Source organism: Fundidesulfovibrio soli (genome assembly GCF_022808695.1).
Taxonomy (GTDB): Bacteria; Desulfobacterota; Desulfovibrionia; order Desulfovibrionales; family Desulfovibrionaceae; genus Fundidesulfovibrio; species Fundidesulfovibrio soli.
On the sequence record NZ_JAKZKW010000012.1, the window covers coordinates 75,988 to 92,855 of the forward strand.

General features: G+C 64.1%; 11 protein-coding genes, 2 tRNA genes and 2 pseudogenes. 8 read left to right on the forward strand and 7 right to left on the reverse strand.

Annotated elements, in window-relative coordinates; genetic code table 11:
* Positions 1–870 precede the first annotated feature (870 nt).
* The 3 genes from MLE18_RS11610 to MLE18_RS11620 form a co-directional block, all read right to left on the reverse strand.
* Positions 871–1,629, reverse strand: a complete 759-nt coding sequence (locus MLE18_RS11610; RefSeq protein ID WP_243438965.1) for a hypothetical protein — start codon at positions 1,627–1,629, stop codon at positions 871–873.
* A gap of 328 nt (positions 1,630–1,957) precedes the next feature.
* Positions 1,958–2,413 carry a hypothetical protein gene (locus MLE18_RS11615; protein ID WP_243438966.1) on the reverse strand — a complete coding sequence of 152 codons (456 nt, stop codon included), beginning with the start codon at positions 2,411–2,413 and terminating at the stop codon, positions 1,958–1,960.
* Between the two features lie 464 nt (positions 2,414–2,877).
* Entirely contained in the window at positions 2,878–5,325 is a 2,448-nt protein-coding gene (locus MLE18_RS11620) for a lactate permease LctP family transporter (RefSeq protein ID WP_243438967.1), read from the reverse strand.
* Positions 5,326–5,939: 614 nt separating this feature from the next.
* On the opposite strand from MLE18_RS11620, the gene MLE18_RS11625 reads away from it, so the two are divergent.
* Positions 5,940–6,287: a hypothetical protein gene (locus MLE18_RS11625; RefSeq protein WP_243438968.1), complete on the forward strand. Its 348-nt coding sequence runs from the start codon at positions 5,940–5,942 to the stop codon at positions 6,285–6,287.
* Positions 6,288–6,378: 91 nt separating this feature from the next.
* Here the strand turns inward: MLE18_RS11625 and MLE18_RS11630 are convergent, their stop codons facing one another.
* Positions 6,379–6,990, reverse strand: coding sequence for a phage adaptor protein (locus tag MLE18_RS11630; protein WP_243438969.1), 612 nt, complete (start codon positions 6,988–6,990; stop codon positions 6,379–6,381).
* A gap of 174 nt (positions 6,991–7,164) precedes the next feature.
* Between MLE18_RS11630 and MLE18_RS11635 the strand changes: the two genes are divergently transcribed.
* The 7 genes from MLE18_RS11635 (at position 7,165) to MLE18_RS11665 (ending at position 13,462) form a co-directional block, all read left to right on the forward strand.
* Entirely contained in the window at positions 7,165–7,950 is a 786-nt protein-coding gene (locus MLE18_RS11635) for an NYN domain-containing protein (RefSeq protein WP_243438970.1), read from the forward strand.
* A gap of 104 nt (positions 7,951–8,054) precedes the next feature.
* Positions 8,055–9,173 carry a radical SAM protein gene (locus tag MLE18_RS11640; RefSeq protein ID WP_243438971.1) on the forward strand — a complete coding sequence of 373 codons (1,119 nt, stop codon included), beginning with the start codon at positions 8,055–8,057 and terminating at the stop codon, positions 9,171–9,173.
* The gene (locus tag MLE18_RS11645; protein ID WP_243438972.1) at positions 9,170–10,573 is read left to right on the forward strand and encodes a GNAT family N-acetyltransferase; all 1,404 of its coding nucleotides are present in this window, start codon (positions 9,170–9,172) and stop codon (positions 10,571–10,573) included. The genes MLE18_RS11640 and MLE18_RS11645 overlap by 4 nt, the downstream gene beginning before the upstream one ends.
* A complete protein-coding gene (locus tag MLE18_RS11650; protein ID WP_243438973.1) occupies positions 10,570–12,153 on the forward strand; it encodes an SIS domain-containing protein in 1,584 nt (527 codons plus the stop codon). Before MLE18_RS11645 ends, MLE18_RS11650 begins: the two co-directional genes overlap by 4 nt.
* Before the next feature lie 72 nt (positions 12,154–12,225).
* Positions 12,226–13,236: an Lcl C-terminal domain-containing protein gene (locus MLE18_RS11655; protein ID WP_243438974.1), complete on the forward strand. Its 1,011-nt coding sequence runs from the start codon at positions 12,226–12,228 to the stop codon at positions 13,234–13,236.
* A 68-nt stretch (positions 13,237–13,304) separates the two neighbouring features.
* A tRNA-Lys gene (locus MLE18_RS11660) sits at positions 13,305–13,380 on the forward strand.
* 6 nt (positions 13,381–13,386) lie between these two features.
* A tRNA-Glu gene (locus MLE18_RS11665) sits at positions 13,387–13,462 on the forward strand.
* Between the two features lie 158 nt (positions 13,463–13,620).
* Here MLE18_RS11665 and MLE18_RS11670 read toward each other — a convergent pair.
* The 3 genes and pseudogenes from MLE18_RS11670 to MLE18_RS11685 all read right to left on the reverse strand — a co-directional run.
* A pseudogene (locus tag MLE18_RS11670) lies at positions 13,621–13,992 on the reverse strand (transposase); the annotation flags it as partial.
* Positions 13,993–14,026: 34 nt separating this feature from the next.
* A pseudogene (locus MLE18_RS18250) lies at positions 14,027–15,267 on the reverse strand (ISL3 family transposase).
* Positions 15,268–15,444: 177 nt separating this feature from the next.
* Positions 15,445–16,854, reverse strand: coding sequence for an efflux transporter outer membrane subunit (locus tag MLE18_RS11685; protein WP_243438978.1), 1,410 nt, complete (start codon positions 16,852–16,854; stop codon positions 15,445–15,447).
* Positions 16,855–16,868 lie beyond the last annotated feature (14 nt).

A 16,868-nucleotide genomic window follows, 5' to 3' on the forward strand; every position in this document is an offset into this window, starting at 1 on the left:
GCCGCGCTGTCGTGGTTAATTGTCCAAATAGTACAACCGGATCTGGCCGTCGGGAATTCAGGCGTATCGCCCGGATTGCTGCCTCCATGGAGGGCGAGTGCCGCGCACAATGAAATTCATTTCACATACATGATGATTGATGTCTAGCGGTTGCCGAACTAGGTTGCGGAAAAGGAGCAGCAGGCATGAAAAAGGTTCTGTTCGAGCTGAGCAAGGTGGTGCTGGGGCTGCTTTTGGCATGCCTCACGATAGTGATGTTCAAGCTTGTTTCGAGGATGTGACCATGGGGGACTATTTTACCTCGCGCCTGGCGACTGATGAAGGTGCGAAGGATTATGCCGACGGAGTGACAGCGGCTTGGTTCGGTTATGCCATGCTGTATTGCATATGGAGGTTGATATGAAGCTGAACGACTATTGGAAAGCAGTATTGTCACATTGCTGGACTTTTTTGCTTTTTTATTGTGGTGTCCACTGGTAGATTGTTACTGTATTGTGTTGAAAGGGGGAGCGGCTTGATCGCAGCGTCTGTCGCATTCGGTGCGGAAGTTGGTTGCCTTATATACTGTGCAGTTGATGTGTATGCGGCGGGATTCTGGCCAGCCTCACGATAGCGCTGTTCAAACATGTTTCGAGGATGAGACCATGTGGGACTATTTTGCGTTACGACTGGCGACAGATGCGAGTGCCAAAAGGTATTTCGCTTTTGTTATGGTGTATAATTTCATGTGGATCGGGCTGTATTGTGTGGCCATGTGGGCGTGTAAATGAAAGAATATTTTCGTGATGTGGTTTTGTTTGCGTGGCTCTACCTCACCCTGTACTGGGGTTTCCCGCTATAAACAAAGGGCGGCTTTCGCCGCCCTGTCTTTTAAGGGTAGTCGTGGGGTTCATTCTCGATGAACACGTGCGGCCCTTGCTGGGGTATAGGGTGGTGATAGCTCTCGTCGAGATACTTTCGAGTATTTTCGTAGCCATTTGCTCCACCCCAGAGAGCGCCTGCAACGGCTCCACCCAACGCGCCAATTTCACTTCCCGCAGGATGTACCTCAGCGCCTAGCCGTTGTCCCCCGGCCATCCAGCTAAGGGCCGTCGATGCCGCCCCCACGGGCAACCCTGCCACCCCCGCCACCACATCGGTTTCCCCCGGAGTCAGCTTCCGGGTCGGAAGCTGGTCTACGAAGTGATAGTACGTCCCGTCTTTCTCCTCCGATCTGATGATGTTGTACGGCTGTGAGGATTCGATGGGTTGCCCCTCGAATTGGATGGGCCGTCCGTAGGTTCCCTCACCAGTCCGGTAAGTTGGGAACGTTGGTTTCGGGAGGTAGTCGAAGGCGTTGTAGGATGGCTCGTCGCCCGTGTTCAAACCTCCGATGCCTTTGCCGCCGTCAAGCCCACCGCTTTCAGGCGAACCCTCAACTGATTGAGGATCGACTCTGGGCATGAATTTCTTGGCGAGGTCGATCCAGGTGATGGTCTTCGGCATCCTGTCCAGGGCCTCCTCCATCGTCAAAGCCGGTTGCGGTTCGGGTTGAGCGGGCTGCTGCACCCCGCCCTGGTTCGAGGCGGGGGGCGGGTCCATCTGGAACGTGTTCACGTTGGGCTGGTAGTCGTTGATGTCGTCGCTCATGCTGCGTCTCCTTGAGTGGTTGTTTCGCGCCTGGCCGACGCTGCTGCCGGGCGCTCATGAACCGGGCAGTTTACTCAGGAAAGCGCCGCCGTCACCCCACATAGGGCTATGTGGGGAGAAAGTTGAAAATTGTTCGGGGAAGGGGGAAGAGGCGGAGGCAGCCGCTCGCACCTTGGGACGCTGTATCGTCGGGTCTATGCTGATATTCAGGATGGGCGGCTTGGCGGAGGCCGGGTGGCCTCCGCCGTGAAACGCTCGCCCCGGAAGGGGCTGAAGGGGATATTCTATCGCCGGATCACCCGGCGGGGCCCGCTACGGGCGGGCAGGGCTAGCGCGGGAACTGGGCGCTGCACTCGTAGAGGTCGTTGTTGCAGTTGGCCACGCAGGCCGCCCGCTGGTACGGGTCCCGGATGGTGTTGCAGTAGTTGGCGCAGCGGTTCCACTGGGCGTTGCACTGCTGGCGGGCGCGCCTGGAGAAGGATTCGTAGCTCTCGCCGGGGTAGGGTGCGATGGCGCCGCCGAAATAGCGCTGGGTGCGCCAGTGCCACTGGTCGTCGTACCAGTGGCGGGCGGCGCGCTCACGCTCGCGTTCAAGCCTGCGCTCTTCCCGGCGCATCTCTTTCTCTTCGCGTCTGCGTTCCCGCTCGTACCTGTCCTGATCCTTGTAGTAATCCTTTCCGTTCCGGTAGTAATCATCGTCGCCATAGGCGCTTACGCTCACGGGCTGGGTCAGGAACGCCAACGCCAGCAGCGGGGCGAAAAGCAGCATGAGAAGAATTTTCATGAATCGTACTCCTGTGCGAATGCTTCGCCCATCCTTTCACACGGATGCAAGCGGAGGTCAACGCGGCGGGCCTGGTATCGGATGGCCTGGCATCCTTTGGAAGAGCGGCAGGGAAGGGCCGGGTTTATCGGCTGGGCTCCCGTATACCGCACCGTTTTGTCTGCCTGTGCGAGGGAGGATTGCCAGACTGAATATTCCGTCCAGACGCAGTTTTCAGGGATCCTGACTCGCTGCAGTCCTCCAAGGCATCGTCGGTAGCGCACTCACGAACGCGCCGCCGTCACCCCACAGCGGGCTCTGTGGGGAGAAAGTTGCCGATTTCTTCTGGACGGTTGGAGAGATGCGGGATGGGAGGAGAGAAAATCGGGGCCGCGTCCGGCAGGACGCGGCCCCAATGAGGGTTCAGGCTGGGAGCCCGCTCATTGAGCGGGGCCACTCAGCCAGCGATTGTCGTTTACAGGCTGCTAGCCCTTGAGGAACAGGCTGCCCAGGTAGACGAACACGCCCAGGAACGCCACGTACACCATGCAGTACTTGAGCGTCTGGTTCAGTATCCTGCCCTCCGAGCCCACCAGCCCGGTGGCGGCGGTGGCCACGGCGATGCTCTGGGGCGAGATCATCTTGCCGCCCGTGGCGCCCGCCGTGTTGGCGGCGGCCAGCCAGTAGGGGTCCACACCGGTCTTGGAGGCCACTTCCACCTGGAGCTTGCCGAAGAGCACGTTGGCCGAGGTGTCGCTGCCGGTAACGAAGGTGCCCAGCGCCCCGATCATGGGGGAGATGAACGCGAAATACGGTCCCGTCACCTTCACCAGCACCACCGCGATGGCCGAGATCATGCCGCTGTAGGCCATCACCTTGGACATGGACACGATGCACAGCACCGTGAAGGCCGACTTGGAGAGCTTCTTCACGGTCATGAAGAACACCGAGACGATCTCGCCCATCCTCGCACCCTGGATCAGCCCGGCGATCACCGTGGCGATGATGATCAGCGTGCCCGGGGTGGCGATCCACTTGAACACGAAGGGCGCCGCGCCCTTGCCCTGGTAGATGGTCACGGAGGTCTTGATGGAGGCCAGGGCCTTGTACACCGGCTCCACCACGGGGCTGCTGCCCACGATGAAGGCCAGCACCAGGATGTAGGGCAGCCAGGCCAGGAAGCCCTGCTTGAAGGTGATGGAGGGCCCGGCCTGTCCGTCGTGCTCCTCCTTGTAGAATTTCTTGGCGATGAAGATGGTGACGGCCATGCTGCATACGCTGCCCGCCAGGGCCGGGAGCTCCGCGCCCAGGAACCTGGCCGCGAGCAATTCGGGGATGGCGAAGGCCGCGCCCGAAGCCAGGGAGATGCCGACCACGCCCTTCAAGCCCTTGAGGCTCCGGGTGGTGAGCACCACCAGCAGCATGGGGATGACGATGATGAACAGGGTGAGCTGCAGGGCGATCTGGTAGCTCAGGATGTTCACGTCCAAGTTGGTGAGCTGGGCCAGGGTCAGCACCGGGATGCCGATGGCCCCAAAGGCGGTGGGCACGGTGTTGGCGGTCAGGCAGATGAGCGCCGCGAACAGGGGGTCGCAGCCCAGGGCCGCCAGGATGGAGGCCGGGATGGCCACCGCCGTGCCGTAGCCCGCCACGGCCTCCAGGAAGCCGCCGAAGCCCCAGGCCAGGATGAGCACCTGGATGCGGCGGTCCGTGGTGATGTTGGCCAGCATGGTCTTGATGGTGTCCATGCTCTTGGTGTGCAGGGCCATGTTGTAGGTGAAGATGGCCGCCACGATGACCAGCACGATGGGCCACAGGCCCAGCGCCGCGCCCTCCAGCGTGGCCGTGAGCGCCCAGAGCGCGGGCATGTTGAAGGCGGCCAGGGCCAGGGCCACGGTGATGCCCAGGGAGAGCAGGGTGGCCACGTGGGCGGGCATCTTGAGCACGCCGAGCGAAATCATCAGCCAGATGATGGGGATGATGGCCAGGCCGAACAGGCCGTACATCTTGGCGGCAGAGTGGCGGAACTCGCCGCAGCCGATCCAGAGGTCGTCATCGACCCGCACCACGTAGGAGGACTTCTCGTAGCCGTCCCACTTGTAGTCCACCCAGCCGCCGCCCTTGCTCACGGTGGCGATCATCTCCCTGATGAAGGGCTTGCCGTCGGGGTCCTTCATGTCCAGGAGTTCCTTGCCGACGAGCTCGTGGTGGGTGGCCAGGGACTTGTTCACCCCGTTGAAGTCGTAGGCGAAGATGTAGAGCCCGCGGTCCACGAAGGCGCCGTTGGGCTTGTTGAATTCGGCCAGGGCCTTCTCCTTGCCCACGGCCTTGATGTAGGCCAGGGCCTTCTCCACCAGGGTCACGGCTTCGTTTTTGTACTCGCCGCAGCCGATCCAGAGGGTGTCGTCGGCCTTGACCACGTAGGAGGTCTTCTCGTGGCCCTCCCAGATGTAGTCGTACCAGCCGCCGCCCTTGCGCACGAGGCCGATCATACCCTTGATGAACTCGCGGCCCTCGGCGTCCTTGGCGTCGATGAGGTTGGTGCCCACCAGGGCGGGGTTGGTGGCCAGGGCCTTGTTCACGCCGTAGAAGTCGTAGGCGAACACGTAGAGGCCGTCCTTCACGAACTCACCGTCGGGGCTGTTGAAGGCGGCCAGGGCCTTATCCCTGCCGTTGGCCTTGAGGTAGGCCAGGGCTTTGTCCACCAGGGCCACGCAGTTGCCGCCCTTGTCGGGCAGGGCGGAGGGGTCGCCGGGGGCAGGTTCGTCGGCGGCGATGGCTGGGGCGGCCAGGCCAAGGGAAACGGCCACGACCAGGGCGGCGGCCAGGGCGAACCAGGCGCGCGCGCCCGCAACGGGCCGGTGTTTGCGGATTGTGCGGGAAGGCTCCCTGCGGAGCGCGGAAAGGCCAAAGGCGAATGACTTCAAACTCACAACGTTTCCCTTCTCTAGTATGATTTATGCCGCATGCGCGGCCCCGCGCCCGTGGAAGACCCACGGAGAGCGCGGCGCGAGGCCGGGGCTGCGGCACGGTGACAAGGAAGTTCGTGCCTGTGTCAGGGCATGTCGGGGGAGGGACCAGAGGTTTTGGAGCCCGTGGGGCGCTCCCGGCATGTCGTCGCCGGCCGGCGGGCGCAGTCCGCGGGAGCGGACGGGCGCGACGCCTGGGCCGGTGGCCCGGCTGGATAGCAACCCATGTGCCAGCGAAGGCTTTTTCAGATATTATGCGTGATTTCGATGTGATGCGTGCTGATGTCAGGCGCGAGGGAGGGACGTCCGGGACGGCTGGTACGAAAAACAAGACGTATCGTATCCATGAGCGGAGGCTCACCTTCGCCGAAGTGCTCGATTTGGCAAAATTGTTATTGTGCTGCTCGGCTGGAACCGATGCGGTCCGATTATCTGGAAAACGGACGCAGGGGGGCGCTGGTGCCGGCCGCTCCTGCCGGAAGTGCTGCTTGGAAAGGGTGGCGATTCCCCCGTTTTTGGGTGGACACGGGTCGCCCGCTCACCGTATCAGGATGAAAATAGTAAGCCAGGAGAAGTAAATGGGCTCCAGTTTCCAAAAGGTTAAGGCGTTCGTGTTTCCCCTTGTGATGGCCGTGTCAGTTTGTTCGGCCTCGCTCGCGTTCGCGGGCGATTATTCCTTCAAGGTTCACAACCGCACCTCGGTCGCCATCAAGCAGGTGCTCGTGAAGGAGTCGGGGGGGAAGTGGGGGGCCTTCGACATCGGCTCCGGCATAGGGCCCGGCAAGAAGGCGACGCTCGTTTGGGCGGCGCACACCAACAGCCAGGACTGCGACCAGTGGATCAAGGTGGTGTACGCCGACGGTTCCGAGTCGCAATCGACGAAATTCGACTTCTGCGAGGACGACCTGGTCCTTGAGTTCGATTAAGCCGGCATCCGCCGCGGCCTAGCGGCTGAGGGCGGTCGCGCCCCGGCAACACGGCCGGCCCCGGACAGGCGTCCGGGGCCGGTTTTTCGTTCTACACCAGCCAGCCGCGCCGCTGCACGGTCACGGGCGAGATGGCGGAGTAGGTGTTCAGCAGGTTGTTCTCCAGGTCGGCCAGGAGCTGGGTGTCCGCGCCGATGTCCATCTCGTCGATGTTCTTCAGGCGCAGGGCCGCGTACTCGCTGACCAGGTCGTCGAGCTTGCCGCCGAAGGGCGTGGGGGAGTCCATGTCCAGGGTGGCGGTGTCGAAGAGCGGCCAGTAGATCAGCACCAGCGGGATCGAGCCCGTGGGCGCGCCGCCCACCAGGAGCGTCTCGCCCCGGATGAGCCAGGTGGAGCACTCGGCGGGCGTGCCCTGCTGCTGCCAGGAGTCGTCGCTCTGCTTGGTCAGGCGGGTGGCGGTGTCCTCGCGGTAGAGGCCGTAGTCGGCCATGAAGTCCGCCGGGAGGGGGTAGTCGTCGCGCCCGGGCTCCGTGGTGAAGCGGTACAGGCAGCGCCCCAGCTCGATGTCGTTGCGGTAGAGCACATGCGAGAGCCTGCGGTAGGCCTTGCCCACCACGCGCAGGAGCTGCGCGTCGCTCCAGCGGGTTTTGAGCTCGTCGCCCAGTTCAAGCCGTGTGTTGTCGATCAGGTCTGCGATGGTCATTGATTCTCCCTGCCAGGGAACCCCCACCATACCCGATTTCGTGATTCTCGCAGCCCACATGGGGCTATATGGGAAAAAAGTGAGCGTCAGGATGATTTTTCCTCCGTCCCCTTTGACGGGGGGCGGCTGAGGTACTAAACAGTAATTCCCAATACCTTTGATGGAGATTGACAAATGAACGTGGCGATACTCATCGATGGAAGCTTTTTCTGGATGAAGCATTTGGAGGCCCGCCTGGGCCAACCGCCCAGCGCGGAATCGGTCAAGATGGCTTGCGACCTCATCATGCAGGACAAAGAGTTCGAGTCGGACAGGTTTTTCAGGGCATACTACTATGATTCGCCGCCCTACGGCGGCAAGGCGGTGCACCCCATCTCCCAGAGGGAGATCGAGTTCAGCGCCACCGAACAGTATCGCATCAAGAACGACTACCTCGACCAGCTCTGGCGCATGCCGCGCATGGCCCTGCGCCTCGGCTCGCTCGCCATGCAGGGCTGGAAGCTCAACAAGAAGAACATGCGCGTGATCATGGAGTCCCTGAGCCACAACCGCCCGCTTCAGCCCCAGGACGTGTCCATCAACCTGGTGCAGAAGGAGGTGGACATGCTCATGGGCCTGGACATCGCCTGGATAGCGGCCAGCCGAATGGTGGAGAAGATCGTGCTGCTCACCGGCGACGCGGACATGATCCCGGCCATGAATTTCGCCCGCGAGCACGGCCTCTTGGTGTTCGTGGCCAAGTTCGGCTACTACCTCTCGGACAAGCTGCGCGACAACTCCGACGGCGTGGTGGAGTTCAACCTGCCCGCGCCGGAGCGGCCCTACGCCCCCAGCGCCAGGATCGTCTCCATGCCCGCTCCGGCGGCCCCCGAACAGCCCGCTCCCGTGGAGGGCGCCGAGGGCCTGGGCGAGGAGCTCACCGAGGACACGCCGGAGATGCCCGGCGACCCCATCTACTAGCAGGCCCGCACGGGCCGGGGAGCGCCGGGGACGCCGGGGCTCCCCGGTCTTGCCTTGAGGGGCAAAAGATGCTTCTATCCCCCTCCCGCCAGGAGGGATCTTCCATGCCGAGCCAATCCGCCATAGACAACAAGGCGTTAAACGACCTCGAACTCGCCCAGGAGCGCACGATACTGGCCTCCAAGCCGCAGCGCCTCGTCTTCGAGACCACCAACCGCTGCAACCTGCGCTGCGCCATGTGTGGCCAGTCCCACCGGGACTTCGTGGGCCGCGACCTGCAGCCCGAGGTCTTCGACAATACCGAGCCCTACTGGGACACCGTGCACGACGCCTCGCTGTTCGGCTGGGGCGAGCCCCTGATGAACAAGCACCTGGGCAGCTACTTCGACAAGCTGGCCCAGCGCGGGCCGGACATCTTCGTGCTCACCAACGCCATGCTCCTCAAGCAGGAGATGATCGACCGCTTCCTGGCGGGCGGCCTGGCCTACCTGAACTTCTCCGTGGACGGGGCCAAGGCCGCCACCTACAACCGCATCCGCCGCGGCGCGGACTTCGACACCGTCATCGCCAACATCGCCAAGGTGGTGGCCAGCAAGCGCAAGCTCGGCGTGAAGCACCCCTACCTGCGCATGGTCTTCGTGGGCATGCGCTCCAACGTGGAGGAGTTCCCCGATTTCGTCGATCTGGCCGCCAATCTGGGCATGGACGAGGCCAAGATGGTGCACATGATCGCCTACGGCCAGGAGATGGTCGACGAGATCCTCTTCGACCATAAGGAGCTCACCAACTCCGTGCTGGACGAGGCCGAGCGCCGCGCCAAGGCCCACGGCATCAAGCTGACCATCCCCGACCGCTTCGACCTCTCCGGCAAGCCCGTGCTGGAGACCATGGACTCCCTGCACAAGAAGTGCCCCCGCCCCTGGGAGGAGATCTTCGTGCAGTCCGACGGCAAGGTGCGGCTGTGCATGCTCTCCAAGGACATCATGGGCGACCTCAACACCGAATCAGTCGAGGACATCTGGAACAACGAGAAGTTCCAGCGGGTGCGGGCCACCATCAACACCCCCGACGCCATGTCCACCTGCGCCAAGTGCCCCCAGTACAAGGAGATGAACGTCAACGACCGCGCCGCGTTCATCCAGGTGGAGACCACCCTGCCCGGCACCCGGCCGCCCCAGCCCGACGCCGGCATGGCGGAGGGCCACCCGGAGATCCGGGCGTGAAGACCGCGGTCGTCCTGAGTGCGGGCCTGGGCACCAGGCTGCGGCCCCTGACCGACACCTGCCCCAAGCCCATGGTCCCGGTGGCGGGGGTGCCCCTGCTGGAGCGCACCGTGCGCCACCTGGCCGCCCACGGCTTCACGCGGGTCTGCGTGAACCTGCACCACCTCTCCCACGTGGTGCGCGAGGCCTTCGGCGACGGCGCGGCCCTGGGCGTGCAGATGGTCTACAGCGAAGAGCCCGAGCTGCTGGGCACCGCCGGTGCCTTGAACGCCTTCCGCGCCCACCTGCGCGACCCGTTCCTGGTCTGGTACGGGGACGTGCTCTCCGATTTCGACATCACCGCCATGAAGGCCTTCCACCAGCGCTCGCGCGGCATGGCCACCGTGGGCCTCTACCGGGTGGACAACCCCACCCAGTGCGGCCTTGTGGACATGGACGCCACCGGGCGCATCAGCCGCTTCGTGGAGAAGCCCCCCGTGGCCTTCACGGACCTGGCCAACGCCGGGGTGTACATCTGCGAGCCGGAAGTGCTGGGCTTCGTCCCCGCCTCCGGGTTCAGCGACTTCGGTCACGACGTGTTCCCGGCCATGCTTGCTGCCGGAGCGCCCCTGTACGGCTTCGCCATCGAGGCCCCGCTCATCGACATCGGCTCCCCCGAGAAGCTGGCCCGGGCCAACGCCCTGCTGGCCCACGCGCCCGACCCCGCGCCCGTCTGCCTGGCCCTGCAGGAGTTCGACAGCGAGGCCTTCCGGCAGGACTACTACCGTGTGGTCCGGCAGGACTATCCCGCCCTGGCCCGCCAGCTGGCCCGCCTGCGTGAAGGCGGGAAACCCTTCCTGGCCGACGCCAAGCTGCCCTCCTCCGACATCGAGGGCGCCAAGGCGCTCATGCGCCTCGGGTTCATCAAGGTCTGCGCGCAGGTGACCTTCTCGCGCGACCTGACCGGCGTGGCCGCCGTGGCCTCGGGCGAGCCCATGGGCGCTGCGGAGCTGCCCGACGACGAACTGGACGCCCACGCCGCCAACTTTCCTTTCAGCCGCTTCGGGCTGGACCCCCATGTCACCTTCGAGGAGCGCGTGCGCCATCAGCGCAAGTGGATCGCCAACACCATGCGCTCCGCCGAGGTGCTCAAATTCATGGAATCCGGCGGCTTCGTCAGCTTCCGCAGGCGCGGCGAGGCCGTGGCCATCGACCTGGTCTCAGTGCTGCCCAAGGCCAGGGGGCGCGGCTCCCTGCTGCTGGGCCGCCTGGCGGGCTGGGCAGCGGGTCAGGGCTTCAAGCGCATCGACGTGACCACCGAGGCCGAGAACCTGACCGCCTGCCTGTTCTACGAGAAGAACGGCTACCGCCTGGCCGGGGCCGCCACGGTTTTCCACATGCGAAGAGGTGTAGAAGAATGATCATCGCCAAGTCTCCGGTGCGCCTGAGCTTCGGAGGCGGTGGCACGGACCTGCCCGCCTATTACGAGGCCCACGGCGGGGCCGTGCTCTCCGTGACCATCGACAAGTATTTCTATTCCGTGCTGGAGGAGATCCCCGGCCCGGGCGTGGAGATTTCCTCCTCCGACTACCAGCTGCACCAGCGCATCGCCGACCTGGACAAGGCCAACCTCAAGGACGCCCTGCGCATCCCCAAGGCGGTGCTGCGCCACTTCGGTATCAAGGGCGGGGTGATGCTCTCGCTCAAGTCCGACATCCCGCCGGGCTCGGGCCTGGGCCTCTCGGGCGCGGTGGCCACCAGCCTGGTGCGCTGCGTGGGAGCCTACGCCGGGCAGGAGCTGGACAAGGCCAAGGTGGGCGAGCTGGCCACGCACATCGAGCTCACCGTGCTGGGCCGCCCCATCGGCATGCAGGACCAGTACGCCTCGGCCCACGGCGGCCTGAACTTCCTGACTTTCGACACCTCCGGCACCCGCGTGGAGCCCATCGAAGTCAGCCGCTCCCGCCAGCAGGAGCTGCGCCGCCACCTGATGCTCTTCCACACCGGCTCCTCGCGCGACTCGGCCCGCATCCTGGAGGGGCAGCGCCAGGCCACCCAGGAGCGCGACCAGTCCGTGCTGGAGGCCCTGCACCAGGTCAAGCGCACGGCCTACCGCATGCGCGAGATCCTGGAGGGCGGCGACATCCGCGAGATCGGCACGCTGCTGCACGAGTCCTGGCAGCACAAGAAGCGTTTCGCCAAGTCCGTCTCCAACCCGGACATCGACCTCTACTACGACACGGCCATGCGCAACGGGGCCCTGGGCGGCAAGATCACCGGCGCGGGCGGCGGCGGCTTCCTGCTGGTGTTCTGCGAGCCCGGGAACCAGCCCGCCGTCAGCGAGGAGTTGACCGCCCTTGGCCTGCAGGAGCTGGCCTTCGACTTCGAGTACGGCGGCTCCCAGATCACCCTGGACCAGGCCGGGCGCTTCAAGTCCACCATCACGCCGGAGGGCTACCTCCTGGGCATGCGCGCCGTGGTCAACCGGCTGGACAAGGCCCAGATCGGGCGCATGGCCGACACCCTGCACGCGGCCTACATGGCGGACAAGCAGATCTTCATCATGGGCAACGGCGGTTCGGCGGCCACGGCCTCGCACTTCTGCTCCGACCTGGCCAAGACCGTGGCCGTGAACGGGCGGCGCGGCTTCCGGGCCATCCCCCTCACGGACAACATCCCCCTGATGACGGCCTGGGGCAACGACGTGGGCTTCGAGGACATCTTCTCCGGCCAGCTGCGCAACCTGCTCAACGAGGGCGACGTTGTCATCGGCATCTCGGGCGGCGGCATGAGCCCCAACGTGATCAAGGCCATGGAGCTGGCCCGCGAGCGGGGCGCGCACACCATCGGCCTCACGGGCTTCTCGGGCGGCAAACTCAAGGACGTGGCCGAGGAGTGCTTCATCGTGCCCTCGGGCAACTACCAGTTCATCGAGGACGTGCACATGATGCTGGTGCACCTGCTCACCAGCCTGATCCGCGAACAGCTGGCCGAGGTCTAGGCCCGCGTGGACGGCCCGGGGGAAAGGCCATGAACCTTGCGCGAAGCCGCATGAATCCGGGGCGCTGAAGGCATGGCCGCCACGGCCGGCGAACCGCCCGTCTACCCCTGGTCCGGCCAGGAGGATTGCTTCGACTCCGCCGGAAGGGCGGTCCCATGCGCGGGCACGGGGCAGGACGGCGCGTTCAGGCCGGGCCGCCCCTGGCCCGCGCCGCGCTTCGAGAGCGTGGGGGGCTCCCTCGCCGCCCGGGATCATCTCGCCCAGAGCGAGATTGCCCAGAGCCAGACTGGGCTGGACAGGCTCGTGCTCGACCGGCTCACCGGGCTGACCTGGCCCCGCGACGCCTCGGCCGCGCCATGGCCCATGACCCTTGAGGAGGCCCGGGCCTGGGTCGCGGAGCGCAACGCGCAGTCCTGGCTGGGCCACGCCGACTGGCGGCTGCCCGCGCGGCGCGAGCTGCTGGCCCTGGTCAGCCTGGCCCACGCCCGCCCGGCCCTGCCGCGGGGGCATCCCTTCGTGAACATCTTCCAGCACTGGCATTGGACCTCCACCCCGGCAGCCAGCGCGCCGGGGCACTTCTGGCGCGTACACCTTGAGGGCGGGCGCATGTTCCCCGGTCCCGGGGATGCACGGCATATGGTCCTGCCCGTGCGAGGGATGAGCTGGCTCCCGCCCGAGACGCCGGGGCTGGCCGCGCTGGCGGGGCGCCCCTGGCCCGAGCCGCGCTTCGAGCAGGCGGAGGAGGGCGTTCTGGACCACCTGACCGGGTTGGCCTGGCTGGGCGCGGAGCAGCCGCAGAGAGGGGAAGCCACCTGGGCCGAGGCCCTGGAGTCCGCCGGAAACACCCCAGGCTGGCGGTTGCCCACGATCTGGGAGCTGGAGAGCCTTGTGGACGCCTCACGGGCCTGGCCCGCGCTCGCGCCGGGGCACCCGTTCGGCCAGGAGCTGGACGGCGTGTGGTCCTCCACCTCCAGTGGCTATGATCCGGCTTGGGCCTGGGTGCTCTACTTCGGCAAGGGCGCGGTGGGGGTGGGGCATAAACCCGGGCGACATTTCAAATTTTTGTTGACGAGAGAACGTTGAAGACGTAGAGGACTTTTCCTTGACAGCGCGAGGCCGTGCGGATAAACGGTGTCTCCGCTTGGGCGGACGGGCCGTTAACTCAGTCGGTAGAGTACCTGCCTTTTAAGCAGAGAGCCGCAGGTTCGAATCCTGCACGGCCCACCATATCGCGTCCCCATCGTCTAGTGGCCTAGGACGGCGGCCTCTCACGCCGCTAACAGGGGTTCAAATCCCCTTGGGGACGCCACGGAAAAACAGGGACTTACGGAAGAACAACCGTAAGTCCCTATTCTTTTACCCCACGCTATACCCCACAAGCCTGATCGAAATTGGCGGTAAACGCGGGTTGTGGATTAGCCCCCATTTAGACCGGACACCCTGTCCAACCTACCGGGACCACCTCAACTTGCCAATCCCAGACGATATCCGGACGCGGTTGTTGTACACGGCACGTCGGGCCTCATGATCGCCATGCCAGGAGTTCAGACCCTTGCGTTTGGGTTCGGCGATCCTGGCCCGCCACGGCCCTTCGTCCAGGTCTTTGAGGATTTCACGCGAGAAGTAGCCCTTGTCCGTGACCAAGTCCGCCGGGTCATCCGGGCACGGCGGCGCGGGAGTGACTCGGCCCAGGCTTTCCAGGGCTGATTCCAACGTCTTCGAGAGCGTCGAAGTGTCGCCGTTGTCCGCTTCGTGGACTTCGACCGCCACGACCGCTCCGGTGTCCAGGTCCACCGCATGCTCCGGTTTGTACGCTAGGTGCGTCCGACCATCCTTCATCAGGTCCTTCCGGGTTTCCTGTGGGTAGCCCCTGTCACGAGCTGACCGGGTAGAGGTCCAAACCGCCGCAGAAGAAGTAGATGGCGGTCTTGAAAGGATCCCGGTTCCTGTAGCCGCAGGCCTTGCGCTTGATTGATGGCCATGATCTTGCTGTTTAGCCCTTCAGCCACGCCGTTTGTGATCCGGTGGCGACAGAAGGTCAGAATGTTCTCCAGTTGTCTCTGGATTAGGCCGCCCACCTTTTGCATCGGGGCCAAGCCTGACTTGTTTACCCATGTCAGCCATCGTTTCACAAACCGCCTGGCCCAGCCGGTGCTCAGGTACTTCCAGACGTCATTCAGGCTTTCCTTCATGGCCCAGGCCTTGGCCACCTTGAGGTTCGCCGCTTTCAAGGCCTCAAGGGCTGGCCGGTGCTTGTCCGGCAGATTCGCCTTCCGGTAGAGCCAGAGGTATTTCGTGCCCTTGAGCCGGTGGTCATCCTGCCCCGTGAGTTCGCGGTGCTCCTGTTTGCGTACCCGATCCACCGCCTCACCCACGTGCTTTATGACGTGGAATCGGTCGTGGACGATCTTCCCAGCCGCACCCGGCACATGCTTGAGCGTGGCCTTGAAATAGGGCTCCCACATGTCCATGGCCACAGCCTTGATCCGCTCCAGCTGATCCTTGGTGAACTGAAGGTAGTATCCCTCAAGGCTCTCGGTTTTACGCTCGTCGGCCACATACTCCACACGTGCTGCCGATCAAATCGCAAACCACGGTCACGTAGTCGTGCCCCTTGCGGAATGCCTTCTCGTCAACGCCAAGATACCGCGAGGGGTTCGATTGTTTGCGTTCCCGGCCTCTGCGCACCGCCCTCTCCATGACGCCCCAGGCTTCGTCCCAGGTAATGCGCAGGATGCGCCGGGCTCCCGTGACGGTGGCGCACTCGGTCAACATGTCGATGACCAACCGTTCCATAAGCAAGGTGAAGCGGCCTTTGCTCTCAGCCCATGGCACTTTGACCTGCACCACGCCGTGCTCAGGGCAGTCCCCTCGCGGAATCCGTGCGCTCAGGAACGTCATGAACTGGCACGTGTCCAGATGACGCCATGTCCGAGGCTCGGCATGATCCCGGCAAGTCAGATCCCGTCCGCAAATCGGGCACGCCCACCGGACTCCAGGGCTGTGCTCAACTCGGATGTCCACCCGGCCTTCGACCGTGTCCAGTTCAACAGCCTTGACAAACCATGGCTCGGCCAAGCCGAGAATCCGCGAATACAGGTCCGTGCCCTTCATGGGTGCCCTCCGGGGAGCACCTTAGCCGGTCAGTTATCCACGGAAAAGCCTGAAGGAGCATACTTTCTGAAGGGTTAGATCTCCAAAGTACGCGAAGGCCATACACGGAACATCGTAATCTGGTGCGCACCCCGGCGACATGAATTCCACGGCGCGGATGCGCACCGGCGCAGCCCGTTACGGCAGCGGCACGATTCTTCCCGGCGGGTCGACCGGAGCCCGGGGAGATTCGGACTCCGCCACCGCCACCCATCCCCCGCCCAGCGACTTGAAGAGGTTGACCTGGGACCGGAAGATGTTCCCATCAACATTGGCGAGCGTGAGTTGGGCGTTGAACAGGCTTCTTTCGGCGTCCAACACCTCGATGTAGCTCGCATACCCTTCGTCGTAACGCATAAGGGAGAGTTTCGCGGCGTTCGCCAGGGCGTCCACCTGTTGCGCAAGGGCCACGCGTTGCTCCTGGGATTTGACGTGGTCCACCAGGGCGTCGTCCACATCGCGGAATGCGCCCTGCACGGTCTGGAAGTAGGCGTACATTGCCTGCTGCTGGACTGCCTCGCTGGCTTTCACGGTGCCCTTGATGCGGCCGAAATTGAGCAGGGGCATCGTGATCGAGCCTGCTAGCCGAGCGAACCCCGTGCCCGGGGTGAAGAGGTCACTCAGTTCGGGGCTTGTCGCGCCAAGCAATCCGGTGAGGGAGATCGTGGGGAAGTAGAGCGATTTCGCAACGCCGATCTGGGCGTTGGCCGCTATGAGCTTCTGCTCTGCAAGGCGGATGTCGGGGCGCCGTTCAAGAAGCTCCGACGGCAGCCCCTGCGGGATATCCGGATGGCGCAGGGCGTCGAGTCCGCGGTCCCGCAGTATCTTGCCGGGATTTCTGCCGATGAGGATGCTGAGGGCGTTTTCCGTCTGTGCGATCGCCTTTTCGATCTCAGGTATGCGCGCCAGGGTCTCGCGGTATTCCGCGTCGCTCTGGCTGACCACAACCTCGGACACGAACCCGTGTTTGAGGCGCAACCGGAAGATATCGAGGGACTTCTTACGGCTGGCCGCGGTTTTGTTGGCGATATCGAGTTGCTTGTCGAGGACGAGGATGTCCAGGTAAGTCCTGACCACGGACCCAACCAGGGTGAGGATCACGGCCCTGCGGGCCTCTTCGGTGCCCAGCAGTTCGGCCCTCGCGGCCTCGGCCTGCCGGCGTACGCGTCCCCAGAAGTCTATCTCCCAGCTTCCGTTCAGCACGGCCGTGTAACTGGTCGATGCCGTGGTCGCCCCCGGCAGCTGTGTCTTGGCCGGGGTGAATCCCCCGCTCGTGTTCGGGAAGAAGTCACCCCGGACGGTGACGTAGCGGCCCACGAATTCCTCGATCCTGGCGGATGCTATCAGCAGGTCCTTGTTTTCCCGCAGCGCAGTGCCGATCAGGTCTTCAAGAACGGGGTCGCCGAACTGCTTCCACCACGCGGTGTTCGCCACTTCGTCGTTGCCCTTGAGCTCGTATCGGAATTGATCTGGAGATGTGACGTGGGGGCGCTTGTAATCCGGGCCCACCGAACAGCCGGTCATGGTGATCAGCAGGAAGACCGCCATTGCGCACATGGACG

Excerpts from the sequence above, each read along its gene's own strand:
- MLE18_RS11610 (WP_243438965.1), bottom strand. The coding sequence starts at position 1,629 with ATGAGCGACGACATCAACGACTACCAGCCCAACGTGAACACGTTCCAG.
- MLE18_RS11615 (WP_243438966.1), bottom strand. The coding sequence starts at position 2,413 with ATGAAAATTCTTCTCATGCTGCTTTTCGCCCCGCTGCTGGCGTTGGCG.
- MLE18_RS11625 (WP_243438968.1), top strand. The coding sequence starts at position 5,940 with ATGGGCTCCAGTTTCCAAAAGGTTAAGGCGTTCGTGTTTCCCCTTGTG.
- MLE18_RS11630 (WP_243438969.1), bottom strand. The coding sequence starts at position 6,990 with ATGACCATCGCAGACCTGATCGACAACACACGGCTTGAACTGGGCGAC.
- MLE18_RS11635 (WP_243438970.1), top strand. The coding sequence starts at position 7,165 with ATGAACGTGGCGATACTCATCGATGGAAGCTTTTTCTGGATGAAGCAT.
- MLE18_RS11640 (WP_243438971.1), top strand. The coding sequence starts at position 8,055 with ATGCCGAGCCAATCCGCCATAGACAACAAGGCGTTAAACGACCTCGAA.
- MLE18_RS11650 (WP_243438973.1), top strand. The coding sequence starts at position 10,570 with ATGATCATCGCCAAGTCTCCGGTGCGCCTGAGCTTCGGAGGCGGTGGC.
- MLE18_RS11655 (WP_243438974.1), top strand. The coding sequence starts at position 12,226 with ATGGCCGCCACGGCCGGCGAACCGCCCGTCTACCCCTGGTCCGGCCAG.
- MLE18_RS11685 (WP_243438978.1), bottom strand. The coding sequence starts at position 16,854 with ATGGCGGTCTTCCTGCTGATCACCATGACCGGCTGTTCGGTGGGCCCG.